The organism is Dyadobacter sp. NIV53 (assembly GCF_019711195.1).
Lineage (GTDB): Bacteria > Bacteroidota > Bacteroidia > Cytophagales > Spirosomataceae > Dyadobacter.
This window is the reverse complement of the sequence record NZ_CP081299.1, coordinates 127,845-154,597: the sequence shown is the minus strand read 5'-3', so window position 1 is coordinate 154,597 and position 26,753 is coordinate 127,845. Positions and strand designations below refer to the sequence as shown.

At 39.5% G+C, this 26,753-nt stretch carries 20 protein-coding genes and 2 pseudogenes; 18 read left to right on the top strand and 4 right to left on the bottom strand.

Annotated elements, in window-relative coordinates:
- Nucleotides 1–18: 18 nt before the first annotated feature.
- A complete protein-coding gene (locus KZC02_RS00700; RefSeq protein ID WP_221392335.1) occupies nt 19–918 on the bottom strand; it encodes a PIG-L deacetylase family protein in 900 nt (299 codons plus the stop codon).
- A 384-nt stretch (nt 919–1,302) separates the two neighbouring features.
- Between KZC02_RS00700 and KZC02_RS00695 the strand changes: the two genes are divergently transcribed.
- The 11 genes and pseudogenes from KZC02_RS00695 (at nt 1,303) to KZC02_RS00660 (ending at nt 15,393) form a co-directional block, all read left to right on the top strand.
- The gene (locus KZC02_RS00695) at nt 1,303–2,949 is read left to right on the top strand and encodes a CTP synthase (RefSeq protein ID WP_221392334.1); all 1,647 of its coding nucleotides are present in this window, start codon (nt 1,303–1,305) and stop codon (nt 2,947–2,949) included.
- Nucleotides 2,950–3,048: 99 nt separating this feature from the next.
- A complete protein-coding gene (locus KZC02_RS32780; RefSeq protein ID WP_310590392.1) occupies nt 3,049–3,531 on the top strand; it encodes a hypothetical protein in 483 nt (160 codons plus the stop codon).
- Nucleotides 3,482–4,876: a membrane protein insertase YidC gene (gene yidC, locus KZC02_RS00690; RefSeq protein ID WP_310590463.1), complete on the top strand. Its 1,395-nt coding sequence runs from the start codon at nt 3,482–3,484 to the stop codon at nt 4,874–4,876. Before KZC02_RS32780 ends, yidC begins: the two co-directional genes overlap by 50 nt.
- A 103-nt stretch (nt 4,877–4,979) precedes the next feature.
- Nucleotides 4,980–6,707 carry an ABC transporter substrate-binding protein gene (locus tag KZC02_RS00685; protein WP_229253930.1) on the top strand — a complete coding sequence of 576 codons (1,728 nt, stop codon included), beginning with the start codon at nt 4,980–4,982 and terminating at the stop codon, nt 6,705–6,707.
- A gap of 69 nt (nt 6,708–6,776) precedes the next feature.
- Nucleotides 6,777–8,072, top strand: a complete 1,296-nt coding sequence (gene hemL, locus KZC02_RS00680) for a glutamate-1-semialdehyde 2,1-aminomutase (RefSeq protein WP_221392333.1) — start codon at nt 6,777–6,779, stop codon at nt 8,070–8,072.
- Nucleotides 8,073–8,088: 16 nt separating this feature from the next.
- A complete protein-coding gene (locus KZC02_RS00675) occupies nt 8,089–9,099 on the top strand; it encodes a glycosyltransferase family 2 protein (protein ID WP_221392332.1) in 1,011 nt (336 codons plus the stop codon).
- 293 nt (nt 9,100–9,392) lie between these two features.
- The gene (locus KZC02_RS00670; protein ID WP_229253929.1) at nt 9,393–9,773 is read left to right on the top strand and encodes a hypothetical protein; all 381 of its coding nucleotides are present in this window, start codon (nt 9,393–9,395) and stop codon (nt 9,771–9,773) included.
- 98 nt (nt 9,774–9,871) lie between these two features.
- Complete coding sequence (locus KZC02_RS31285) at nt 9,872–11,392, top strand: efflux RND transporter permease subunit (RefSeq protein ID WP_229253928.1); 1,521 nt, start codon at nt 9,872–9,874, stop codon at nt 11,390–11,392.
- Nucleotides 11,367–12,916 (top strand): annotated as a pseudogene (locus KZC02_RS31280) (efflux RND transporter permease subunit); the annotation flags it as partial. The gene KZC02_RS31285 and the pseudogene KZC02_RS31280, both read left to right, overlap by 26 nt.
- 159 nt (nt 12,917–13,075) lie before the next feature.
- Entirely contained in the window at nt 13,076–14,236 is a 1,161-nt protein-coding gene (locus tag KZC02_RS33210) for a TolC family protein (protein WP_409014278.1), read from the top strand.
- Between the two features lie 8 nt (nt 14,237–14,244).
- A complete protein-coding gene (locus tag KZC02_RS00660) occupies nt 14,245–15,393 on the top strand; it encodes an efflux RND transporter periplasmic adaptor subunit (RefSeq protein ID WP_229253925.1) in 1,149 nt (382 codons plus the stop codon).
- 193 nt (nt 15,394–15,586) lie between these two features.
- Here the strand turns inward: KZC02_RS00660 and KZC02_RS00655 are convergent, their stop codons facing one another.
- Nucleotides 15,587–16,363 carry a class I SAM-dependent methyltransferase gene (locus tag KZC02_RS00655; protein WP_221392331.1) on the bottom strand — a complete coding sequence of 259 codons (777 nt, stop codon included), beginning with the start codon at nt 16,361–16,363 and terminating at the stop codon, nt 15,587–15,589.
- 110 nt (nt 16,364–16,473) lie between these two features.
- Here KZC02_RS00655 and KZC02_RS00650 point away from each other — a divergent pair, with 110 nt between their 5' ends.
- The gene (locus tag KZC02_RS00650; RefSeq protein ID WP_229253924.1) at nt 16,474–16,797 is read left to right on the top strand and encodes a hypothetical protein; all 324 of its coding nucleotides are present in this window, start codon (nt 16,474–16,476) and stop codon (nt 16,795–16,797) included.
- Nucleotides 16,798–16,834: 37 nt separating this feature from the next.
- On the opposite strand, the gene KZC02_RS00645 is transcribed toward KZC02_RS00650, so the two are convergent.
- Nucleotides 16,835–16,990: a hypothetical protein gene (locus KZC02_RS00645; RefSeq protein ID WP_221392329.1), complete on the bottom strand. Its 156-nt coding sequence runs from the start codon at nt 16,988–16,990 to the stop codon at nt 16,835–16,837.
- A 227-nt stretch (nt 16,991–17,217) separates the two neighbouring features.
- Between KZC02_RS00645 and hisS the strand changes: the two genes are divergently transcribed.
- From hisS to KZC02_RS00615, 6 genes and pseudogenes are all read left to right on the top strand, one after another.
- Entirely contained in the window at nt 17,218–18,582 is a 1,365-nt protein-coding gene (gene hisS, locus KZC02_RS00640) for a histidine--tRNA ligase (RefSeq protein ID WP_221392328.1), read from the top strand.
- Between the two features lie 92 nt (nt 18,583–18,674).
- Entirely contained in the window at nt 18,675–19,538 is an 864-nt protein-coding gene (gene hisG / locus KZC02_RS00635) for an ATP phosphoribosyltransferase (RefSeq protein ID WP_221392327.1), read from the top strand.
- A gap of 62 nt (nt 19,539–19,600) precedes the next feature.
- Nucleotides 19,601–20,871: pseudogene (gene hisD / locus KZC02_RS00630) on the top strand (histidinol dehydrogenase).
- Between the two features lie 189 nt (nt 20,872–21,060).
- Nucleotides 21,061–22,134: a histidinol-phosphate transaminase gene (hisC, locus tag KZC02_RS00625; RefSeq protein ID WP_221392326.1), complete on the top strand. Its 1,074-nt coding sequence runs from the start codon at nt 21,061–21,063 to the stop codon at nt 22,132–22,134.
- Between the two features lie 53 nt (nt 22,135–22,187).
- Nucleotides 22,188–22,721 carry a hypothetical protein gene (locus KZC02_RS00620; protein ID WP_221392325.1) on the top strand — a complete coding sequence of 178 codons (534 nt, stop codon included), beginning with the start codon at nt 22,188–22,190 and terminating at the stop codon, nt 22,719–22,721.
- Nucleotides 22,722–22,839: 118 nt separating this feature from the next.
- On the top strand, nt 22,840–26,166 hold the full coding sequence (locus KZC02_RS00615) for an exodeoxyribonuclease V subunit beta (RefSeq protein ID WP_221392324.1): 3,327 nt from the start codon (nt 22,840–22,842) through the stop codon (nt 26,164–26,166).
- A 9-nt stretch (nt 26,167–26,175) separates the two neighbouring features.
- Here the strand turns inward: KZC02_RS00615 and KZC02_RS00610 are convergent, their stop codons facing one another.
- Complete coding sequence (locus KZC02_RS00610; RefSeq protein ID WP_221392323.1) at nt 26,176–26,577, bottom strand: DUF3224 domain-containing protein; 402 nt, start codon at nt 26,575–26,577, stop codon at nt 26,176–26,178.
- Between the last annotated feature and the right edge of the window lie 176 nt (nt 26,578–26,753).

Genomic DNA, 26,753 nt, shown 5'->3' with positions numbered 1-26,753 from the left:
TTAGGTGCTAATATGATTTCAATTCCGGGGCAACATTGGAAAAAGTTGCCTTATTTCTTCGGTAGTAGGCTGCTTTCCATACTCACATATTTCAAAAACTTCAACCTGGTTAATTTTATCGCCCAGTTCTTTTCCATACCACTTATCCAGAGAGACCTTGATTTCAGGTGTGACAGCAGATCGTTTTTCCATTGCTGCTAACAACCATTTTTTTCGCTCTGTTTTATCTTTGGGTACGTTAGCCAAATCTTGACTTGTCCAGGGCAGCCACTCATAAAATTGCGAAACGTGTGCATCCAGGCCATCTACTTTTTTAGCCAGGACTGCCGTAATATCTATGGCGATATCGGGACGGAATGGATTAGGACGTTGAAAACGATCACGAAAATATAAAAAGACAGGGTTTTTAGTCAGGGGAGGCACACTGCTAAGGATATTTGGCACAATAACCAGGTAGGCAGCATCCTGTACAAGAACTCCTGTATTACGATGATCGGGATGATAATCATTGGTTCTGGGTGCAATCACCATGTCAGCATTCCATTCCCGGATAAGCCGGATGACAGACATTCTGTTTTCAAGTGTTGGCAAGAGCTCACCATCATGGTTATCCAGAACATCATATTCAATTCCCCATCTTCTTGCTGCTTCTTTGGCTTCTTTGAGCCGAATATTAGATAATTCACCTCCACCAATATCCTGGTGGCCCTTATCACCATTTGTTAATGAAACAAATTTTACTTTATGGCCAAGTGAAGCATAAATAGAAGCGATTCCACCGGCACCCAGATCACAATCATCAGGATGCGCACCAAATACAATTACCCTGATTGGATTTTTAGCCTGATCAGCTTTGGTCTGCGCCTGTAAATGATGGAAGCTGGATAATATCAAAATCAGTAGAATGCGATTTTTCATTTTTCAAGGTTTAGTAAGCTACGAAAATACTGAATATAGTTTGAAAGAGAAGATTAGCTTTTTTGCTTGTATAATCAAAAGAGAAACCATTGAAAATCAATTTTTAAAATATATTTTCAATAAATCGGTAGAACACATTTGGCATTAAGATTAATATACGTATGTGCATTATGGTACAAAATGTAAATTGTTAGATATATTGAATAATTAATATGATTAAACAAATCACCAGGTTCTTTATAAAAAAATATTTTTCATTCGTAAAAGTATAGACCTACAACCATTTAGACTCCCTCAATTAAATTTTTAAACGCAGGTAATTAGAAGTATTCCTATTTTACTGTACCTTTGTATCCCGTAATCATAGAAAAAAAGCAATGTCTTATGGCTTCTAAAGCACGAAAGACCGCTAAGTACATTTTCGTTACGGGCGGTGTAACATCTTCACTTGGCAAAGGAATAATTGCCTCCTCATTGGCGAAACTGCTGCAAGCCAGAGGTCTTTCAGTCACTATCCAGAAATTTGATCCTTACCTGAATATTGATCCGGGAACGATGAATCCTTATGAGCATGGTGAATGCTATGTAACGGACGATGGCGCGGAAACAGATCTGGATCTGGGGCATTACGAACGTTTTTTAAATGTCCGTACTTCACAGGCAAATAATGTAACCACAGGAAGGGTTTACCATAATGTAATTACGGCGGAAAGGCGTGGTGACTTTTTAGGAAAAACGGTTCAGGTTATTCCTCATATTACGGATGAGCTCAAAAGAAATATTCTACTGCTTGGGCAAACCGGTGATTATGACATTGTTATTACCGAAATCGGTGGTTGTGTGGGGGATATTGAATCGCTTCCGTTTCTTGAAGCTGTCCGCCAGGTAAAATTTGAAATGGAAGAAAAGGATACTTTGGTCATCCATCTTACTTTGATCCCATATCTGAACTCCGCAGGTGAATTAAAAACAAAGCCAACCCAGCACTCTGTTAGGATGCTTCAGGAAGCAGGTATTCAGCCGGATATTCTTGTTTGTCGTACAGAACATCCTTTACCATATGAACTGCGTAAAAAGATTGCTTTGTTCTGTAATGTTCAGATCAATTCGGTTATTGAGGCTATGGATGCCGATACAATTTATGCGGTCCCGTTGCTTATGTTAAAAGAAAGGCTTGATCAGCGTGCATTATATATGCTAGACATATACAATGATAAAGATCTTGATCTGGATTCCTGGAAAACATTTTTGTCCCGGTTAAAAAATCCTGTAGATTCGATTACGATCGGTTTGGTTGGAAAATACGTTGAACTGCACGATGCTTACAAATCCATTGTAGAATCGTTTATTCATGCCGGTGCCGCCAACGAATGTAAAGTAAATATTGAATGGATACATTCAGAAAGCCTTACCGAAGAAAACGTATTTGAAAAACTTGAAAACCTGGATGGTGTCCTGGTAGCTCCGGGTTTTGGTGAAAGAGGGATAGATGGTAAAATTTCTGCTATTCAGTATGTCCGTGAAAATAATATACCATTTTTCGGGATTTGTCTGGGTATGCAAATGGCTGTAATTGAATATGCCAGAAACGTAATTGGCTGGGAAAATGCGCATTCAGTAGAGATGGACGGTACAACGGATCATCCGGTTATACATTTAATGGAAGACCAGAAGGATGTATCCAACAAAGGTGGAACGATGCGTTTAGGTGCTTATCCGTGCCGCATTAAAAAAGATTCGCTGGCTAATCGGATTTATGGTAAGGTCAACATCAGGGAACGGCATCGTCACCGGTACGAGTTCAATAACAAATATTTGAAAGATTTTGAAGAAAAGGGATTACTTGCAACGGGAATAAATCCAGATAATAATCTGGTTGAAATGGTAGAATTACCTGGACATCCGTTTTATGTAGGCGTGCAGTTTCACCCTGAATTAAAAAGTACAGTGATGAGCCCACACCCTTTGTTTGTTAATTTTGTGAAGGCCGCACTTACTTATTCCCTGGAAAAAAGAGCAGTGATTTCCTGAAATTCGGTAATCCTTTGATCTTAAAAGGCCAATCAGGAAAATCTTATTACCTTTGCGCTCCCGAAGGGGATTTACTATTTCAATAATTTTAAGTTACGAATGGATAAAAATTTTATAATCGGCTTAGTACTTATCCTGCTAATGCTGATAGGCTACCAGATACTGGTTCCAAAACCTGCGGAGCCAACGCCTGTGGCACAGATTACAAATGAAGTTAAAAGCAATTCAGTTGCGAATACAGTAGCATTAGATTCGGCTAAAACAAACTCAGTTATTACTGATTCGGCTTCGGCGAAGCAGATTGTATCAAAAGACATTATTTTTGAAACTCAGGATGTTCGTGTTGTTTTCTCGAATAAAGGAGGGGTAATGAAAGAGGTAATGTTAAAAAAATACAAAACCTATGATCAGAAACCTCTTTATCTTATTGCTGATAAACATAATAAGTTTCAGATTGACTTTCCAACTCAGACTGGCGATGTAAGGTTAACAGACCTTTACTTTACGACACAGTCCGAAGGCGGAACATTATCTGCTAAAAGATTCAGCAGTAATTACTTACCGGACGGATTTAAAAAATAACCAGTATGTAGAGCAGACTTATGTTGTGCATGGTTCAGGTTATATTATTGATTATGGCATTAAATCAAACGGTGTTGGATTAGGAGATAAATCCTTACAATTTGATTGGAAGAATGATCTACTTCAGCTTGAAAATGATATGCATAAAAACCGGGAAGTAGTAACTATAAACTACTTTACTGACGGACTGCAAAGCCTTGCTACAAGCCCGACTGCCAATGAAGAAGCGAAAACGGCAGATCCTGTAAAATGGTTTACGATCAAACATAAATATTTTTTGGCTGGTTTAATCTCTGAAAAAAATCCTTTCAGCAATGTATCCATGAAGGCGGATGTGAATCCGAATGATTCGATCATTGTAAAAACGATGGAAGTTGCTGCGGGCATACCAATGTCTGCTGTGCAGAAAGGCGAGGCTAATTTTCAGTTTTACCTGGGGCCTAACGAATATCATATTGTAGATAAAGTGAAGGCAGAAAATTTTGATCAGAATGTTTATCTTGGATATGCATTTTTGAAACCAATCAATAAGTTCGTGCTGGTACCACTTTTCAATTTTCTTGAAAAGTTTATATCCAATTACGGCTTGCTGATTATATGTCTGGTTCTCTTTGTAAAAACACTTTTGACACCATTAACATATAAGTCATACATCAGTATGGCTAAAATGAAACTGCTTGCCCCTGAACTTGAAGAATTGCGCCAGCAAAATCCTGATGATGCAGCGAAACAACAGCAGGATCAAATGAAGCTGTACCAGCAGGTCGGAGTCAGCCCGCTCAGCGGATGTGTGCCGGTACTGGCAACCATGCCAATTTTATTCTCCCTGTTTTTCTTATTCCCGAATTTAATCGAGTTAAGACAGCAGCATTTCCTTTGGTCAACAGATTTGTCTACGTATGATTCGTTTATCAAATTACCATTCTCTATTCCTTTCGGAGTTGGAAATCATATCAGTTTGTTTACGGTGATGATGACCGCTTCGAGTATTGGATATGCCTATTATAACAACCAGATTACACCGAATCAGCCGGGACCGGTGAATATGAAAGTGCTGGGTTACATTATGCCTTTAATGTTCATGTTTGTGTTGAATTCATTTCCCGCAGGTTTAACTTTTTATTATTTCGTTTCCAACGTTGTTACAATTGCCCAGCAATTGCTGATTAAAAAATTCGTAAACGAAGATAAAATCCGGAACATACTTGAAGAGAACAGAAAGAAAAACGCTACCGGCGAAAAGAAGCAGACAAAATTCCAAAAGTATCTTGAAAAATCCTTGCAGGCAGCTGATGAAGCTAAAAAGAAACAAGCTGACTTAGAGAGGCGTGCAAAAAAGAAATAAGATTAATTATATTATTTGAACAAGGGCAATGTTTCTAACCAGAAACATTGCCCGTTCTTTTTCTCTAAGAACAGTTTTTGTAATTTGTTCAACCTAACTAAATATGACCAGTAAGCGAATGAAATTTAGTTTTTTTCTGATACTGATAATTAATCTTGCCTTTGGGGGAAGCTTGTACGCTCAATATAGCCCTCAGAGTGAAAGTAAATACAAAGCTGGCGTAAATGATTACAGGCAGCAGCGCTATGCGGCTGCTATGGAAAAGCTGGCACCATTAACCAGTTCCAACGACAGGTCATCTTACACGGCTTACGCACATTACTATTATGCGCTTGCTGCTTATCAGCTGAAACGACACCGTGAAAGCAGGCAGATGCTTTTGCAATTAATAAGTAAGTATCCGGGATGGAATAAAATTAATGATGCATATTATCTGCTTGGCGCAAATAGTTTAGGAACCGGGCAGTACAAAGAGGCAATGGATTATTTGCAGCGAATTAAGGATTCATCATTTTCAAAAGATATTTTGTCTTTAAAACAACACTATCTGATTGAGCTTAATGACCTGACAAAACTTATCGTATTGCATAAGGAGTTTCCAGATGACCGCGATATTGCTATTGTTTTGGTTCAGTATATTCAAAATTCACCTTCTTCAACAAAAACGGATCTGCAATTTGCACAACAGATTGAAAGCCAGTTTAAAATTAGTAACAAAGAAAAAAATGCAGTCGCTGAAGAGCGTCCCAGGCGTAGTATTCCGAAAAAAGACACCCAATGGACAAAAGGATACTATGAAGTTTCCGTATTACTGCCGTTTCGTTTGGATGAATTAAATACTGCAAGACGAAGAACCAACCAATTTGCGTATGATTACTATATTGGCCTGACGCTGGCGCGAGAAAAATTAAAAACAGAAGGTATCAACGTGAATTTGTGGGCTTACGATGTGAGCAATGATCCTAAACCAATGAAAAGTATTATTGACAATAATGCTTTCAGGCAATCTGATCTGGTTATTGGCCCACTTTATGCAGGTACTTTCGATATTACGGCAGAATTTGTTTCCGATGCAAATATGATCATGCTTAACCCATTATCGACAGATGCAAACCTGCTTAAAACCAGTTCAAATTTATATCTGGCGCATCCATCGATCACCTATCAAATTCAAAAAGCTGCACAATGGATGAAAAGTACTTCTCCCGTTATGACGGCAGCAATTTATTACGGAAATACTGCGAAAGATTCTGTGATGGCATTTTCATATGCAAATGAAGTAAAAAGTAAGAGCGGAAAAGTAGTGGAATTGATGAAAATTTTGTCGGACAGGGAGTGGCTGGAAGAAAAAATTTCTTTATTTGAAACCAACAAGCCATCACATATTGCCCTCTTTTCATCTGATGCAAAATCTGGTTCGCTGTTGATAGATGTAATTAATGGAAGAAAACTAAACAAAACTCCGGTTTTAGCTGCATCAACCAGTTTTAATATGCTGCAGTCCAGGGTTGGTAAATATGGTTCGAGATTATTTTTGATTGACACTGATTACATTGACAGGGAAAAAGATACTGTACGCGAATTTCAGAAGACCTATTGGAATTACACCAATACTTTTCCATCCGTTTATTCGTATCAGGGTTATGATCAGTTGCTGTTTTTTGGAAGAATGCTAAATCAGCACAAAGAAGGAATTTCCAAAGGTCTGGAATCGAGAAAGTATAATGGAGACGATTACCTTTTATCAGGTTTTGATTTCACCAAATCACATGACAACCAGATAACACCAATCCTGAGATATAATAGTGGCAAGTGGATACCGGTCAATTGAAAGTAAAGCAGTTGTAAGTGAAAAGTGAAGTGATCGTTTCGTTACGGGTTTGTTGACAAAAATTTTAAAATGAATATTTCGACTAGTCAGGAGCTTTTTGAAAAAGCCCAAAAATTTATTCCCGGAGGTGTTAATTCTCCTGTTCGTGCTTTTCGTGCAGTAGGAGGGTCTCCGGTCTTTATAAAGTCCGCCAAAGGGCCATATATTTATGATGAGGACGGAAATGAATATATTGAGCTCATAAATTCCTGGGGGCCAATGATTTTGGGCCATGCCAATGAAATGATCCAGAAGGCAGTTTACGATGCGGTTCAAAATTCATTCTCATTTGGTGCCCCGACACGCAGGGAAGTCGAAATGGCAGAATTGATCGTGTCTATGGTACCTTCTATTGAAAAAGTAAGAATGGTTAATTCAGGTACCGAAGCAACCATGTCTGCAATTCGTGTGGCAAGAGGGTTTACGGGTCGTGACAAGATAATTAAATTTGAAGGTTGCTACCACGGTCATGGTGACAGTTTTTTAATAGCAGCAGGAAGCGGTGCAGCTACATTTGGCACACCGGATAGTCCGGGTGTCACAAAAGGTGTTGCCAATGATACATTAACAGCTCCATATAACGATCTGGCGTCAGTACAGCAATTGGTTGAAGCTAATCGAAATCACATAGCAGCACTAATCCTGGAACCTGTTGTGGGTAACATGGGGTGCGTTCTGCCGGAAGAAGGATTTTTGGAAGGCTTACGCAAAATATGTGATGAAGAAGGCATTGTTTTAATTTTTGATGAAGTAATGACAGGGTTTCGGTTGTCAAAAGGCGGCGCTCAGGAACGTTTTGGAATCATACCTGACCTGACCACACTTGGAAAGATAATTGGCGGGGGAATGCCGGTGGGAGCGTATGGAGGTAAGGCGGAAATTATGAACTGGGTTTCTCCATTAGGGCCTGTTTATCAGGCAGGTACTTTATCTGGTAATCCTATTGCAATGGCTGCCGGACTGGCTATGCTGAATTATTTAAATGAAAATCCGGAAGTTTATTCGCAACTGGAAGCTTCTGGAAATAAATTGACTTCAGGCTTTGCGAAAACCAATGCCAAATTAGGACTGGATTTTACAGTTAATCACATTGGGTCTATGTATACGCTGTTTTTTACCAATCAGAAAGTTAAAGATTTTCCCTCTGCCAAATCTTCTGATCTGGTATTATTCGGAAAATATTTTCATGCTATGCTGGACCAGGGCATTTATATGGGCCCATCCCAATTCGAAAGTATGTTCCTTTCAACGGCACTTACCGACGCGCATCTTGACAGGATAATTGAGGCAAATGAACAGGCTTTAAAAGTGGCACTCAGTCTTTAATACACAAGAACAAACCATGCGCAAATATTCCATCATCATTCCCGTCTATAACCGTCCCGACGAATTGAAGGAATTATTGGATTGCCTGGAACAGCAGACTTTCAAAAACTTTGAAGTAATTATCATAGAAGACGGTTCAGTAGTAAAGTCTGAAGATGTGGTTCAATCGTTTCAGGAAAAGATCGATATTCAATATTTTTTTAAAATTAACGGCGGTCAGGGTTTTGCAAGAAATACTGGTTTTGAAAAATCCTCCGGTGATTATTTTATTTTGTTGGATTCCGATGCCTTGGTCGAACCGGAATATCTTGCCATCGTAAACGAAAAACTAGATTCAGATTATATAGATTTATACGGTGGGCCGGATACAGATCACCCTTCCTTTTCTCCTATACAAAAGGCCATCAGTTATTCTATGACTTCGGTATTTACGACCGGCGGAATCAGGGGAAAGAAAAATAATATGGGCGGTACTTTTCATCCCAGAAGTTTCAATATGGGGCTTTCCCGAAAAGTTTGGGAAGTAACCAGAGGTTTTCAAACCAGCCGGATGGGAGAGGATATCCTGTTTAGTATTGGAGCTATCCGCCTGGGATTTCGTTCGGCACTCATACCCGAAGCCTTTATATACCATAAGCGCAGGACGAAATTTGCACAGTTTTTTAAACAACTAAAATTCTTTGGCAGAGCCCGTATTAATATTGCCAGGTTCTATCCGGACGAATTAAAACTGGTACATACATTTCCACTTTTATTTACCATCGGCGTTTGTAGCATTCCATTCTGGCTCCTGATTTTTAAGCCATTTTTTTACCTGGGATTAGCCGGACTTGCAACATACATCATTCTGCTGTTTATAGATGCATTAAGAATAACTAAAAGTGCAGAGGTGGCCTTTCTGGGAATTGCAGCAGCATTTGTACAATTGTTCGGCTATGGCATTGGTTTTTTACAGGAAGGCTGGACCAGGATCTGGGAAAATAAATCGCACAGAGAAACCGGGGCGGCTATTGAATATCCTTCGTAATGGAAATTGAGAAATAGAATTTAAGAATTGAGTATTATTTCTCACTGAAAATGGATTGACAAATTCATTTCATTTTGAATTATTAACTTGGTTTCAGGCCTTCCTAACAGTACAAATTGATTAAACAATAGATAACCATTTCGAATCCAAAAATTCATTCTGGACTTACTATAGTTGGAATAGAAACTAAATTATGCCAAGATTAAATAACAATAATCAAGTCTTCTGGCAATTAAAATCTTAGAATTGTATTTTTCCTTGTTAATCCCGGTGGTGAGGCCTAAATTTAAGGCGTGAAAAAACTGATAAGAAATATTATACTGGCTATTGTCATACTTGATACAACATCGTTGTACCAGATTATGAAGGTACCTTCTTTGATCAGGCATTTCATTGAACATAAGTCTTTAAATAATAAAATCGACTTTGTTGATTTTATGGCCATGCACTACGGTGGCAAGGATATTGACGATAATGATGATGAAAAGGACATGCAACTGCCTTTTAAAAAAGTTGAAAATACCCACGCAAATTTCCTTTTCGTTTCCCGGACAGAAGCTTTCTCATTTGTTCGGGATACTCCGGTAGTGATCCGGTCAAAATATGGGCCGGATAAGCCTCAGTTGGATTACTGCACAACATTAGGATCCTTGTTCCGCCCGCCGCGAGTATAAATATATTCTTATTGAAAGGGATTTGATCCCATTATCTGGTTGTGCATTTAAATGATGCGCTTCCGGTTCAATTTGTTTTGTATTTATTATAATAAATTATGCTGAATAAAATTATCCGGTTCTCTGTGGAGAACAAACTGGTAATTGGAATATTCATGCTGCTGTGGATTGTATATGGCACATATGAACTTACCCAGTTACCAGTAGATGCTGTACCCGACATTACCAATAACCAGGTTCAGGTCATTACAACTGCTCCTTCTCTTGGAGCAGAAGATGTAGAACGCCTGATTACCTTTCCTATAGAACAGGCCATAAGTAATATTCCCGGATTGAAGGAAAGCCGGAGTATGTCACGGTTTGGACTATCCCTAGTTACAATAGTTTTCGATGACGGATCCGATGTATACTGGGCTCGCCAGCAAGTAACCGAGTGCCTGACTCAGGTTGAAATTGATCAGAATGCCAACAAACCCCAGCTTGCACCCGCAACAACAGGACTTGGTGAGATTTATCAATATGTGGTTAAGCCAAAAGATGGTTACGAAAAAAAATATTCTCTTGCCGACTTGCGTACAACCCAGGACTGGATTGTAAGAAGGCAGCTCTTAGGTACTCCGGGTGTAGCTGACGTGTCTACTTTCGGCGGTGAGCTTAAGCAGTATGAAGTGGCTGTAATTCCTGCTAATCTTAAAGCGATGAATTTAACGATCAGCGATGTTTTTACTGCTTTAAGCCGCAACAACCAAAATACCGGCGGTGCGTATATAGAAAAGGGACCATCTGTTTTGTATATCCGAAGTGTAGGCCTTGCCGGGTCCATGAGTGATATCGGGAAAATTGTCGTCAAAAATAATAGCAATGGTACACCGGTTCTGATCAGTCATGTTGCAGAAGTCCGTTTGGGATCTGCAATTCGCTATGGAGCACTGACAATGGCTGGAAAAGGTGAACTTGCGGGTGGTATTGTAATGATGCTTACGGGAGGTAATTCGTCAGAGGTCATTAAAAATGTAAAGGCTCGTGTGGCTGAGATCCAGAAAACACTTCCGGAAGGACTTGAAATAGAACCATTTCTGGATCGTACCAAAATGGTAAATAATGCAATCGGAACAGTTGAACATAACCTGATCGAAGGTGCATTAATTGTAGTTTTAATTCTGGTGATTTTTTTAGGAAATCTCAGAGCAGGACTAATCGTAGCATCTGTTATTCCATTATCAATGCTTTTTGCCATTGCCATGATGAATTTATTTGGTGTAAGTGGTAATTTGATGAGCCTGGGAGCATTGGATTTTGGTCTGATCGTAGATGGGGCGGTTATTATCGTGGAAGCCATTTTGCATCACATGCATTTTTCAAAAAAGTATGCCTTAATAGACAGGGTTTCTCAGCAGGAAATGGATGCAGAAGTATCCGGATCTGCTTCACGAATGATGAATGCGGCTGTATTTGGACAGATCATTATTCTGATCGTCTATTTACCCATACTGTCGCTTTCAGGGATTGAGGGGAAAATGTTTAAACCCATGGCTCAGACAGTTGCCTTCTGCAGTAACTGGTGCATTCATTTTGTCACTAACCTACATTCCGATGATCAGTTCCATGTTCATCAGTAAAAATATTTCCCATAAACCCAATCTTTCGGACCAAATTATGAATCGTCTGGAAAACGGTTATGCAAGAATGTTAGCCGGGGCATTGCGTGTCAAAAAGATTATGGTATTGTCGGCATTCACACTATTTGGTGTTGCAGTTTTCCTGTTTATGCAAATGGGCGGCGAATTTATCCCACAGCTTGAAGAAGGTGATTTTGCCACAGAAACCAGGCTTTTGGTTGGCACTAATTTAAGTACGACTATCGATGCTTTTAACCGGATTTCGGAAAGGTTAAAATCTGAATATCCCGAAGTGTTGAACATTGTCTCGAGAATCGGTAGTGCCGAGATTCCCACGGATCCTATGCCGATCGAAGGAGGTGATATGATTATCGTGTTGAAGGACAAATCAGAATGGAGCAGCGCTAAGACTTTCCCTGAGTTAGCCAGCAAAATGGCAGAATCCGCCCAGCAGGTTATACCCGGTGTAACAACTGGTTTTCAGTATCCGGTACAAATGCGTTTCAATGAGTTAATGACAGGGGCAAAGCAGGATGTAGTTTGTAAAATATTCGGAGAAGATCTTGATAAACTGGCAGCTTATGCGGAACAACTAGGCGATATATCCAAATCGGTAAAGGGCACAGCTGACTGGTATATAGAGAAAGTAACCGGAATGCCGCAAGTTGTAATTGAATTTAACCGGGACGAAATTGCGAAATACGGAATGAATATCGATGATATTAACCGGACAATTAATGCAGCTTTTGCCGGTGCAGCGGCGGGACAAATCTATGAGGGAGAGAAGAAATTCGACCTTGTAGTACGTGTTGGTAATGAGGGACGGCGCAACATTAACGACGTTCAGAATTTGTTAATCTCGACTCCATCGGGCATTCAGATACCACTCTATCAGGTAGCCAGTATACAGGAAATTGAAGGTCCCAATCAAATTCAACGGGAAAATACTCGCAGAAGGATCATTGTCGGATTTAATGTGCGCGGAAGAGATGTACAGTCCATTGTAGAAGAGCTACAAAAAAAGTGGATGTGCAGCTTAAATTTGAAGCTGGTTATACGATCACTTATGGTGGTGCATTTGAAAATTTACAGCAGGCCAAAGCAAGGTTAATCATTGCGGTACCAGTTGCATTATTGCTGATTTTCATAATGTTGTACTTTGCTTTTTCTTCTGTAAAGGATGGTGCACTTATCTATACTGCCATTCCATTGTCTGCAATAGGAGGGGTTTTTGGATTAGTTATCCGTGGAATGCCGTTCAGTATATCTGCCGGTGTAGGTTTCATCGCACTTTTCGGTGTGGCTGTTTTAAATGGTATCGTGTTGCTTTCTGAATTTAACCGGATAAAAAAAGAGGGAATTATTACTGATGCATTGGAGCTTATCATGACTGGTACGCGTAACCGGCTACGTCCGGTTTTGATGACCGCAGCAGTAGCTTCACTTGGGTTTTTGCCGATGGCTCTGAGTAACGGAGCGGGTGCCGAAGTCCAGAGGCCTTTGGCAACAGTAGTTATAGGTGGCCTTATAACAGCAACTTTGCTCACACTTTTTGTTTTGCCGGCACTTTATTTATTGTTTGATAATAACGCGAAAGTAAAAGTAGCCAGGCCAGTATTAGCACTATTTCTGATATTCACTGGCAGCCAGGTTTTTTCACAGTCCGGACCTACGCCGATCGATGTGGAAAGTGCTGTAAAAATTGCAGTTGAAAAGAATTTGCAGGTTCAGAGTTTCCGTTTAAACGAACAGGTCGCGCAAAGACTGCAATACAGTGCGTTGGATATTGGCAAAACTACAATCAGTGCAGATTACGGAAAAGTAAACAGCATCAACAACGATACAAGGATTGGTATTAGCCAGACAATAAATTTTCCAAGCGTTTATTCCAATCAGCGTAAAGTTCTGGAAGCAAATTTCATGGTGTCAAAAGCGCATACTAAGCTTACAGAACAGGACATTAGAGCAGGAGTACGGCAGGCCTATTTCGAATATGTCAATTTGGCTAAACGCAGGGAACTGCTCATGTATGCTGACAGTATTTATAGGTTATTTGAATCAAAATCGAATTTGCGCTTTGAAAAAGGCTCTGCAAATATTTTGGAAAAAACTGCAGCAGAATCCAGAAGGCAACAGATCACCAACCAGTTAAATTTGGTCAATAGTGATCTGATAATCGCTGTCCGACAATTTAATTTCTACATCCAGGATATAAAAGAGTATGTTCCAATTATCTCAAATCCAAAATTAGAAAACCAGTTTGTTAAACTGGATTCCACATTTGCAACAGATCAGCTTCCACAAATTGAATTTGCAAAACATCAGAAAGATGCTGCACAATTCAGATGGCAAACTGAAAAATCACGAATGTTACCGGATTTTACCCTTGGATATAGTAACCAAAGTTTGATCGGATCACAACAGGTTGGGAACCAGGATTTATATTTCAACGGGAATAAGCGATTTAATTATGTCAGTGCGGGTATTGGGATACCATTGTTTTTTAAAGCACAATCTGCCCGTATCTCAGCTGCCAAAATAGATTGGGAAAGGAACAGGAAACAGACCGATTTAATTGAATTACAGCTCAAAACTGAACTCGCCAATGCCGTTAGCCAGGTACGAAAATATCAGCAAAGCCTGCAGTATTATGAGGGGCAGGGACTAAAAAATGCTGACTTCATTGTATCCGTATCCGATGAACAGTTTCAGGGTGGAGACATTGATTTTTTACAATGGGTTATAGTAATCGACCAGGCAGTTAATATTAAAAACGAATATATCAACGCATTAAATAGCTATAACATGGCGGTAATTCAATTGTTGAAGCTAAATAATTTATAGACCATAATATGAAAAAATTCATCATGATTACTCTGGTTTTCATCGCATGCTCGTGCAGCTCGAAACCGGAAACAAACAATGCAGAAACCGAAAATAAAGTATCGGATGCTACCAAAATTGAACAGGTTGTTTCTATGAATCAGGAGCAGTTAAGCAGCGCCGGTATTGAAGTCGGGACACCACAGCTTGAAAATATAAGCGGAATAATTTCGCTACAGGGGACTATCGATGTTCCGCCCCAGAGTATGGTAAGTCTGAGCTTCCCATTAGGAGGATATTTAAAATCAACTAAGATGCTCCCCGGTATGCATGTAAGAAAAGGCCAGGTATTGGCAGAGCTTGAAGATATGCAGTTCATCCAGCTACAGCAGGATTACCTCACGGCCAAAGAAAGATTGCTCTTGTCCGAATCCGAGTTTAACCGTCAGCGTGAATTGAATGTCAGCAAAGCCAGCAGCGATAAAGTGTACCAGCAGGCTAGGGCTGAAATGGAGACGCAGCGGATACTGACAAGTGCACTGAGTCAGAAACTGGAAGTAATTGGCATTGATCCTGCCAAGTTAAAAGCCAATAAGATATCAAAAAGTGTTTCAATAATCTCACCAATCAATGGCTTTGTGTCCAAAGTGAACGTTAATGTTGGAAAGTATACTTCTCCTACTGACATGTTATTTGAATTGGTTGATCCGAGTGATGTGCATCTGGTACTTAATGTTTTTGAGAAAGATTTGAATTCCCTTTCAGTTGGACAGCATGTTACGGCTTACACGAACAGTGATCCGGGCAAAAAGTTTCTGGCAGAAGTGATACTGATCACCAAAAGTCTAAATCAGGACCGGATGGCCGAGGTGCATTGTCATTTTGAAAAATATAATCCCTCTCTTGCACCAGGAATGTTTATGAATGGTGAAGTTTCTGTTCAAAGTAATAAATCGTTAACTGTCCCGGAAGATGCTCTGGTACGTTGGGAAAATAAATTTTATGTATTTACAGAAAATGCAAGGGGGAAATTTAAAATGATTAACGTTAAACCTGGTGTAATTAGCCACGGTAAGCAGCAAATTGAAGCATCTGGAGTAGACAATCAAACACGGCTTGTTGTAAAAAATGCATATGCCTTGCTCATGAAAATCAAAAATACTGAAAAGGAAGGCTGATTTTTAATGATCAGGGTCAGCAATCCGACTAAAACAAGGAAATAAAGAGAAATAAACTATTAAAAAAAGTGTCAATAAGCGTCTGTGAAGAATCTTACTGGCACTTTTTTTGAAATCATCTGAAAGCCTTGGTATATGTAAGACTCAGCTATTAATCATTGCTTTTCTCATTGCATTGGGCAGACCTGAAATTTTAATTGCTCTTTTGGCAAAAATAGACGATTTCTTCTGAAGGTAAGGCATAGCGTTTTACTTCCGCTTTGGTCAATTCATCCATGACAAAACGGTCTTCTTTGACTGTAAAACCACCTTTTTCCAATTCCTGGCCATAATTTTGTCCAAATAAACGTAAGTGGTCATTTTGCAAAAAGTATTTTTCCCTTTCTTTCGGATCAGTTATAGTCGCATCTTCATAAGTAACTTCATATTTCATATCCTGCGGTGACTGGATCAATGCCCATCCTCCCGGTTTTAACACACGGTGCAATTCGCTCATAGCCAATATATAATCATCCACATGCTCCATTACGTGATTGCAGAAAGCGACATCGAAAGTATTGTCCGGGAATGGAATCTGATGAATATCCATTTTTACTTTTGCGAGTGGTGATTCAATGTCGCCGGTGATATAATCCAGATTTTTCATCTTCTCAAATCTGTCAATAAAGCAGTACTCAGGTGCTACATGCAACACTTTAAGATTGGCTGTAAAAAAATTAGTTTTACGTTTCAGGTACAAACCCATTAACCGATGCCGTTCCAGAGACAGGCAGCCTGGGCATAATGCATTTTCACGACTGGAACTATTTCTTCCGTATGGTAAAAATTTCTTGTAATGGCTATTGCAAACAGGGCATTCTACGTTATTACCAATATAGAAAATACTTAAAAAACGTGCTGCCCAGTGTCCCACTAATTGAAGATAAGGCCGGGGAATATATCTTAACACTAAACTAATAATGGCTTTCATTCAATCAATTGATTAAAAATTTAATAAATTTAGGATCATAATAAGGAAACAAAAAATTAATGATTCCAGCAATAGACCCAAAACCTCCAGGTAAAAAACTTATAAAACGTATGTCAACTCGTACGAAATGGATGATTCTTGCCCCTTTCGGACTAATATTATTCAGCTTTGGCCTTACTGTCCTAAGTGAGGCAGCGCATCAGCGCCGTACCGGTGAACCCACGCAGGTTTGGGTTCTTTTGGGATTGTACAGCCTTGTACTGATCAACGCCGGTTTAATTTTCTTTGGAGAAGCACTTCGCTTTCGGATACTATTGGATGTACGCCGTGAAACGCGTAGGAGTATGCGCCAGTTACTTCGCAAGGTTAATGCAAAGACTACCCGTAAATTAAAACCAGTTAAGAAAACAAAAAGCCCTACCAAAACAGATTGACAGGGACTTGTTGGATAACATGTTATCGGAGAGGCTATTAATTAACTTTATTAGCTGCAAACTGAGCCTTTATTGCCTCAACATCGACGTTCCGTACTTCTGGCTTGCGTAAAAGGTCTTTAATTTTCGCTTTGCGATTATTAGCTACTGCTTTGTTTCTGCGACCTTTACGTTTTAATTCCGTAACTCCCATTGTAAAATTATTGTTTTGTGAAAGAGCCGCAAAATTAAGGATTTATGTGTAAATAATGAAGTTAATAGTCATAAATATTGCGTAACCTGCCCTAACTTTACGGTTTTAATGTCCTTTTGCGTTTTTCCTGCCATTGATTAGAGCAGTTGTTTTGAACAATCCGGATATTCTGTCTGGTTTTGCTGATCAGGAAACGCAGGGGTAAATGATTATTTGATACAGATATAATGAGTAAACCATCCCTTGCCCGTGGCACCCGCGATTTCGGTCCGGAACAAATGGCAAAGCGTAATTTTATTTTTGAAACCATCCGTCGTTCATTTCAGCGTTATGGATTTCTCCCTTTGGAAACACCAGCTTTTGAAAACCTATCTGTATTGATGGGTAAATACGGCGAAGAAGGTGACCAGCTGCTTTTCAAAATCCTGAATTCAGGGGACTTTAGCGGAAAACTTGTTGAGAAGGATTTATTGGATGGTTATAAACCGCTGACATCTAAAATCTCTGAAAAAGGTTTGCGCTATGATCTGACCGTTCCATTTGCAAGATATGTAGTGATGAACCGCGGAACGCTGGCAATGCCGTTTAAGCGTTACCAGATTCAGCCCGTCTGGCGTGCTGATCGACCACAAAGAGGCCGTTACAGGGAATTTTATCAATGTGATGCGGATGTCGTAGGAACTGATTCTTTACTTTGTGAGGCGGAGATTGTAAATCTGTTGCATGACATTCTTCCGGCGTTGGGAATAGACGATTTCACGGTTAAAATCAATAACAGAAAAATCCTGACCGGAATTGCCGACATAATAGGAGCCGAGGGCATGGAAGGCCCGCTTTGTGTTGCCATTGATAAACTGGATAAGATCGGAAAAGATAAAGTTGTTGACGAATTGTCTGAGCGTGGTTTTACGGACACAAGTATTGAGCTTCTTAATCCGATATTTTCATTATCTGACGGCGATGAACCTTTTAGCGAACTAAGAAACTGGCTTCAAAATTCTGAAATTGCATTGAAAGGAATTGCTGAACTGGAAGAAGTCTGGAATATGGTTAAACTATTGGGGTTGGAAAACGCAAAAATACAGTTTGATGTTACCCTTGCACGTGGTTTGTCCTATTATACTGGTGCTATATTCGAGGTGAAGGCTAACAATGTACAAATGGGAAGCATTTGCGGAGGTGGCAGATACGATAATCTGACAGGTACATTTGGTGTTCCGGGAATTTCAGGCGTGGGAATTTCATTGGGCGTTGACCGGATTTACGATGTCATGGAAGAGTTAAATTTTTTTCCGGATAACCAGACAACGAGTACGAAAATCATGTTGTCCAATTTTGACAGGGAAGCATTTCAGTTTGGTTTATCCATTTTACCAAAATTAAGGCTTGCGGGTATTAATACTGAAATGTATCCGGATTCTGTGAAACTAAAAAAGCAACTGGATTACGCAGACAGAAAAAATATCCCGTTCGTAGTTCTGATAGGATCAGATGAAATACAGTCTGGCCTGCTGACCTTAAAAAATATGAAGACCGGTGAACAGCAAAAAGTAAGTGTGGATGATATTATTTCCATAGTTTTGAATAGCTGATTGCAAAATTATTAAATCGATTAACATAAAATTATAGACTAACAAGCTGAATGCAAGACTGATCAAGTCAATTGCCGGAGGCTAATGCGAACATGAATAATAATATATTAAGAATTGCAATTCAAAAATCCGGAAGATTAAGTGAAGATTCTCTTAAACTGATCAAAGAATGCGGAATTCGTTTCGACAACGGAGCTGGTAAACTCAAAACTTCTGCCACCAATTTTCCAGCTGAAATCCTTTTTTTACGCGATGATGATATTCCTGGCTATGTAGAGGACGGAGTTGCACATCTTGGTATTGTAGGTGAAAATGTATCAGTTGAATCTGAAAGGGATGTAAATACGGTTCACAGGCTTGGATTTTCGAAATGTCGTTTATCAATCGGCGTTTTGAGAGAACAGGATTACAATGGCCTGAATGACCTGGAAGGAAAGAGTATTGCCACAACGTATCCTCGTTTGTTAGGCAAATATTTACAGGAAAATAATGTTTCAGCCCAGATACACGAAATTAGCGGCTCGGTTGAAATTGCACCAAGTATTGGTCTTGCCGATGCTATATGTGATATAGTAAGTTCGGGAAGTACGTTGCTGAGCAATGGACTAAAAGAGGTAGAAACGATTTTCCAATCCGAAGCGGTCATGATCGCAAGTAAACATCTTTCAGTTCAGCAGCAGGAACTTCTGGATCAGCTGTTATTTCGTATCAAATCGGTTCAGGTTGCAAAAAATAATAAATATATTTTATTAAACTGCCCGACTTCAGCTGTTGAAAATATAATCAAATTCCTTCCCGGAATGCGCTCTCCAACCATATTGCCATTGGCAACAGAAGGATGGTGTTCTTTGCATTCTGTTATCAATGAAAATGATTTCTGGGAAAACATTGAAAAAATAAGGCAGGCTGGGGCAGAAGGAATTTTGGTTATTCCAATTGAGAAAATGATCATTTAATTATTTTTTCAATTAACCCGCTTATTTAGTTTGACATACACCGCTGACAATTAGCTGAATATATGAATATTATTGCGTTTCCAAACAGAACACTATGGCCATCTTTACTATCGCGGCCGGTACAGGATTCTCAGGAAATAGAAAAAAAGTACTTCCGATTCTGGAACAGGTGAAAATTGGTGGAGATGAAGGTTTAAGGGTACTAGCCAAAAAATTCGATAACATTGATCTTGGCGAGCTTGCTTTTTCCGAAGAAGAAATATCCGCGGCTGAACATCAGCTGGATGATGATTTGAAAAAAGCAATTCACCAGGCTTATCAGAATATTTACAAATTTCATAAAGCTCAGCTTCAGCCAGCGGAGAAAATTGAAACAATGCCTGGTGTAACTTGCTGGCGTCGCAGCGTTGGCATCGAAAAAGTCGGTATATACATTCCTGGCGGCACCGCGCCTTTATTCAGCACAGTTTTGATGTTGGGTATTCCTGCTCAATTGGCAGGTTGTCGTGAAGTTGTGCTTTGTACACCTTCTAATCACCCTGCCATATTATATGCTGCAAAACTCGTGGGTGTTACCAAAGCATTTCGTATTGGCGGTGCCCAGGCAATTGCGGCGATGGCCTACGGAACAGAAAGTGTGCCAAAAGTTTACAAAATATTCGGCCCTGGAAATCAATATGTTACAACTGCTAAAATGCTTGTAAGTAAAGAAGGAATTGCTATTGATATGCCGGCCGGTCCGTCAGAAGTAGCAATTTATGCAGATGATTCAGCTATTCCTTCCTTCGTGGCAGCCGATTTGTTGTCACAGGCAGAACACGGAGCAGATAGCCAGGTATTGCTGGTATCGACAAGTAAAAAACTGCTGTCATCTGTTAATCTGACCTTGTCATCCCAAATGGATAAGTTGCCTCGGAGAGATCTGGCAGCCCAATCCATAGAAAACAGCAAGGCGATTCTGGTGGAAACACAAGAAGAAGCCATTGATCTTTTGAACGAATATGCAGCGGAACATTTAATCCTGAGTATTGAAAATGCAGAGTTGGTTTCTGAAAAAATCATTAATGCAGGTTCTATATTTTTGGGGAATTATACGCCTGAATCGTGTGGTGATTATGCTTCGGGTACCAATCATACACTTCCTACCAACGGGCATGCAAAAGCTTACAGCGGTGTTTCGGTGGATAGTTTTGTGAAAAAAATTACGGTGCAGAATATTACCAAGGAAGGTATTCAAAATATTGGCCCGACTGTGGAAGCAATGGCTGCAGCGGAATCTTTAGATGCGCACAAAAGAGCGGTCAGGATACGTTTGCAAAGTTTGATTGTTTAGTGGAAATCATAAAATTGACGTAACCTTTTGTACAATATGCAACGGTGTAATCTGGTCAGTTCTGATCATCCGGATGGTGAATCGGTAAAAGTGATTAATATTGAACCTTTTCAATTCGATAACAGATTGTTTAGTAGAAGATAAAAGTAATTCGTAAAGCTATTTTTGAATGAATAAATAAGTGCAGAAATGAACCAATCCTTTGATCTGAATAAAGTACTTCGTCCGCATATTTTAAATTTATCACCTTATTCTTCTGCCAGAGACGAATACACGGGCCATGTCGGGATTTTTCTGGATGCCAATGAAAATCCGTATGGCTCAGTAACGGAAGAAAATTATAACCGTTATCCTGATCCGCATCAGAATGATATCAAGAGAAAACTGGCTCCAATAAAAAATATAAATATCGAACGTATATTTTTAGGAAATGGAAGCGATGAACCTATCGATTTACTGGTTCGGGCTACGTGTACTCCTGGTAAAGACCGCGTTTTGATCATGCCTCCAACTTACGGAATGTATGAAGTTAGTGCTTCTATCCACGATGTGTTAATAGATAAGGTTTCGCTTACCGCTGATTATCAGATAGATGTTGAGGCAGTTATAAGTGCAATTACTCCGGAAACGAAAATTATATGGATATGCTCGCCCAATAATCCAAGTGGGAATGTCATGAAGGAAAAGGATATTGAAACTATACTGGAAAACTTTTCCGGACTTGTAGTAGTGGATGAAGCTTATGTGGATTTTACAGATTCGGAGTCATGGCTGCACCGTTTGGACAGTTATCCTAATCTGGTAGTTTTACAAACCTTCTCAAAAGCGTGGGGGCTTGCAGGATTACGCGCAGGTATGTGTTTTACATCAAAAGAACTCGTTTACATTTTAAATAAGATCAAAGCTCCTTATAATATCAGTCAGCCCGCACAACAGGCTTTATTAATAGGATTGGATTCAGTAGCAAAAATGACAGAAATGGTGCAGGATATTCTTAAAGAAAGATCTTCTTTATGTACCATGCTGGAAAATTTATCGTTGGTGAATAAAGTATTTCCGTCAGATGCCAATTTCCTGCTTGTTAAATTCGATGATGCCAAAGCAATTATGGACTATCTTTTAAAGGAAACTATCATTGTCCGCGACCGCTCCCGCGTTCATTTATGCGAAGGTTGCCTGCGGATAACAGTAGGTACAAAAGAAGAAAATGAAGCTTTAATAGAATCATTGAAAAAATACCAGCAAACGATCGTAACAGTTTGAAGCACTTAATTAACAAAAAACCAATTAAACATTTCCCTACAACAATACTATCTATGAAGAAATTAGCACTAACAGTATTTTGCACCCTATGTTTTGGTTTTGCCCATGCACAATATGAAAATAACTGGGCAGTTGGATTTAAACTGGGAGAACCCACCGGAGTTAATATTCGAAAATATTTTAATAATGTTCACGCTATTGATGTAACAATAGGGACTTACGGAGGAATTCTTGCTAATAAACGTGATTACAGAAGAGGGGTGTACAAGAATGCAGGTTTGTCTGTACAGGCTCATTATTTATGGCACACTCCATTGTTCAATTCTGAGGCTGTACACGTTTATTATGGACTTGGAGGACAGGTAAATAGCCGTAATTATTATCCTGATAACAAGCAATCAATCCCTTCACCAGGAGACCGTGAAAAACAAATATCGTTGGGCGGTTCGGCATTAGGTGGTGTTGAATATTTTATCCCAAATAATAAAATATCGGTATTTCTGGAAGCAGGAGCTTACGTAGAACTTCTTCCAAGGCCTTTTTATCTAAGCCCTAATCTTTCCGGTGGAATTCGTTTCAACCTGTAATAACCGGCTTTTAAAAATTAACTTGCGAATAATATTAGAAGAGAGCGGGCATTAGCCTGCTCTTTTTTGTAAATTGGTAATTACTTTTGGCCAATCTTAATTTTCAAATCAACGCTACGTGTTTAAAGTTTACAGTTCTTCTGCCGGTTCAGGCAAAACATATACACTGACAAAAGAATACCTTAAACTGGCATTACACTCCAGCTCAGATACTTATTTCAGGCAAATACTGGCTGTCACATTTACGAATGCCGCAGCAAATGAAATGAAGGAGCGTATTTTGCTTATGCTAAGGCAATTTTCTGATTACCAGAATTCGCCGGAAATTGTGCCAACTATGCTTAGGGATGTTGTAATTGAAATGTATCCGGCCACTGAAACAGATGAAGAGCTTTTTACAGGTGCGTGTGAGTTGATTTCTGTGCGGGCCCAACTGGTATTTCGCCAGATACTGCACCGCTATTCCGACTTTTCAGTCATGACGATTGATAAGTTTACTCAGCGGCTGATCAGTAGTTTTACCGATGAGCTCGGAATTCCTTTTGTTTTTGAAACCCAGCTTGATGGCGATTTACTGGACGAAGCAGTTGACCGCTTATTAGCCAGAATAGGGCAGGAAGGAGAGGAAGTCCTGACAGATATCGTAGAAAAATATTACCGTGAAAATGCAGAAGAAGGCAAAAGCTGGTCAAGTCTTCCTTCCCAGATCCGTCAAACCTCTGGTACCTTGCTGAGTGAGCAAAGCTACATACAAATGCTGCGGATAGCTGACCTGCAAATGGAAGACTGGATTGCTATACGTAACCAGATGCGTAAATTTGTTCGTGAAAAGGAGAGCCGGATCACAACACTTGCCAAAAAAGCATGTGAATTAATACAGGAAGGTTTTTTGGTGGATAAGGATTTTCATCAGGGTGGACGGGGCATTTTTGGTTATTATAAAGACAGAGGTGATGGAAAAAAACTTTGGGCTGAACCTAATTCTTATGCTTATAAATCCATAGGTGAAGGCACCTGGTATGGCGCCAAAACGGCTGTAATGATCAAGGATAAAATTGAAGAGATCAGGCCTGAACTTGAAAATTTCTTTCACCAGATTGAAAACATTCGCACATCAGAATCAGAGAAAATTGCTTTATATAATATTCTTGACCGGCATATTTACAACCTTTCTCTATTAGGTGAGATCCGTAAAGAATTTGACGCGCTATTGAGGCAAAACAACCAGGTACACATCTCAGATTTTAATAAGAAAATTCTTGAAATTGTTTCGCAGGAACCCGTTCCATTTATTTTTGAAAGGCTTGGAGAAAAATATAACCATATTCTGGTTGATGAGTTTCAGGACACATCCAAACTGCAATTTGCCAATTTGCTTCCATTGATTGAAAACGCATTGGCAGATGGTTATTTTAATCTGATTGTTGGAGATGCCAAACAATCTATTTATCGTTTTCGCGGGGGTGATATGGATTTGTTGTTACATCTGGCACAAAATCAGGTGATGCAGCTAACTTCTGTTTTGGGAGATAATGCTTTCAACCAGGAACGTTTATGGAGCCTGGATACTTATCTGGCCGTGGATCACTTACGTACCAATCGCCGAAGCTACCGCGAAATCACTAATTTCAATAACCAGTTTTTTTCTTTTGTGTCTGATTCTCTGGGAAGTGAGTTTCCTTTGGTAAAAGATGTTTATGACGAAAATTTTCAGCAGGAAATTCCAGATGGTGTTTCAGAAGGCGGCCACGTACAAATGGAATTTCTGAATATGTATGAAGACCTGGATGAAATTTCAAGTGAGGAAAGCACGAATGATCCGATCATAAAACGAACGCTTGAACTCGTTGAAGAACTGAAAGGTAATGGTTACCGATGGAGAGATATTGCAATTTTGTGCCATCGTAAAAAGGAAGCGACTGCCATTGCCAATGCGTTAAAAAATGAAGGATATCCGCTGATTTCTGATGATGCCTTGTCGCTGGGCTATTCCCGGGCTGTACACTTTGTGATTTCCTTTATGAAGGTTTTGCATACTTCTGATCATCGACTGGCACGATACGAAGCAGCTTATTTATTCCATCATGTAATCAGGCAGGAAAATCCGGGTGCCGCCGAATATGAAGCCATAAGAAAAGTATGTACCGAACCAGGGCTTGACACCTTTCTGGATTATTTTTCCAAATGGGGAATAGTACTGACTGCATTCAGAATGAGGCAGCTTTCTGTTTTTGAACTGAGCGAGCAGCTTATGCAAAACTTTGGTCTTTTTGACGGAGGTTCTGACAATGAATATCTTTTCCGTTTTCTGGATGTGGTGCTGGAATTTGGAACCAGGCGTACCAACCATTTAGGCGATTTTCTGCATTATTGGGAAACTGCCAAAAATAAGCTTTCCATCACGATTCCAGCCGACACTGATGCATTGCGGATTACGACCATTCATAAGTCAAAGGGACTGGAATATCCGGTAGTGATTGTTCCATACGCCAATTGGAAATACACATCTAATCCTACACTGGATAGGATTTGGGTTGATCTGGATGATATTGATTACGAGGAATTGATATTAACCGGAAAATCGGAAGGATCTGGAGAAGGTAAAAAACTCAAAAGTTCGATGGTTTCGGTTGTCAAAGATCTTGAAAACACCTTGTTAGCAGATCAGTATGCAGATGAACGTGCGCGGAAACTGGTGGAAACACTGAACTTGCTTTATGTTGCATTTACAAGATCCATTCAACGTTTGTATATTTTAGCCAAGAGTGAAAAAAACTGGCAGAACTCAACCACCATTGGCGGTTGGCTACACGATTTCCTTAGTCAGCCGGATTTTGAACCTGCATGGAGCGACGAACAGGTGCTATACATCATTGCAGAAGGAACTGACGATCGCAGGCATGCCCATGTCAGGACGGATGCAAAGCCTTTTGTGATGACAGGTATATTGAGTAATGATCGTACCAATTCATTGAGATTGCGCAGGATGGCCGACCGGATTTTTGATGTGGAGACATTTGAACTGAAATATGACCGTCTACAGAAACTACGGTATTTATTGACTCGCCTAAAAAGCCTGTCTGATTTGCCCAATGCCATTCAGAAATTAATTTCCGAGGGTATTTTTACAAGATCCGAGGCGGAATCAGTTAGTGTGCAAATGACAAATCTGCTTGGAAATACTTCTTTGCAGGATTTATACGATGATGAAAATAGTATTCAAACCAATAAAGAACTTTTGATCCCGGGAGGAAAACTACTGCATATTGACCGGATAGTACAGTTGCCGGATGGAAATTATGTGTTTATGATATTTGTTGGCGGAAACGGAAACGATGAAAATCGCCGCCATCTCCGGAAGCTGGTAACTGTGTTTCAAAATACAGGAAAATCTGCAAAGGGTGTTTTGGTAACGCTTGAAAACGAAATGGTGGAATGGGTATGAAATAACTTACTATTCAGTGAAATTGTAGTTTAAAGTGAGGTGATATTCTTTTGCATTTTTCGAAGTAAATAATATTTCTCCTACAATACCGACCAGTTCATTGGTGCCGCTTCCAGGAACAATTTTACGTACAGTTGTGACCAATCCGTTTTCATAATTTCCCTTATGTTCAAATACAACACTTCCCGTTCTCCCGGCAATAACACCGGTAAACCGTTCTAATCCATATACCGTTGTATTCGCTTTACTCATATTATTTTTCAATTCCATCAAAATGCTTTCTCCTTTCATTTCACCTTCATAAACGATCGTGAACTTACCGGTTGTCAGTTTTTCTCCATTTTCGTTCTTGCTAAAAAACTCCTCATAACCATCTGTAACGAAGAAAGTAGCATTTGCCGATAACATCATAAATAGTGTTTTATATACAAGGTAAAGCTTCAAAACTAACCCAAATTGCGTTTAAATGACAATTTTTAAATTAATAATATCATTTTCTTTTAATTCAGGAACAGTCATTTTTTGTTCTGGCATGTGCTTATTCCAATGAAAATAGTTAACCATAAATAATTATCAATTATTATAGA